The organism is Caballeronia sp. INML2, from assembly GCF_023631365.1.
Classification (GTDB): Bacteria; Pseudomonadota; Gammaproteobacteria; order Burkholderiales; family Burkholderiaceae; genus Caballeronia; species Caballeronia turbans.
Map to the genome: position 1 here is coordinate 1 of NZ_JALQDH010000001.1, position 242 is coordinate 242.

General features: G+C 62.0%; 1 protein-coding gene. It reads right to left on the reverse strand.

The window, feature by feature from the left end:
* A partial coding sequence (locus NCT32_RS00005; RefSeq protein ID WP_250489827.1) for a hypothetical protein occupies positions 1–242 on the reverse strand: 242 nt, incomplete at both ends.

Below are 242 nucleotides of genomic sequence, written 5' to 3' on the forward strand. Positions count from 1 at the left end.
GGACCCCAGTCGATGTAATTCGCCAGTTCCGCGAGGTCGTAGTTCTTGAACACGCGCCGCCCGATGAAGCTCGGCTTCTTCGGCGCGTAGGCGCTCCAGTCGATCTTCGTCTTGTTGGCGCGCGCTTCGTCGTACGTGACCATCGGCTGCGCTTTGCGGTTCGCGTGCTGCGTGCGGATGCGCTCGTAGTCGCTCTTGAGTTCGTCGAGATACTTCGCCGCGCCTTCGTCCGACAACAGGCT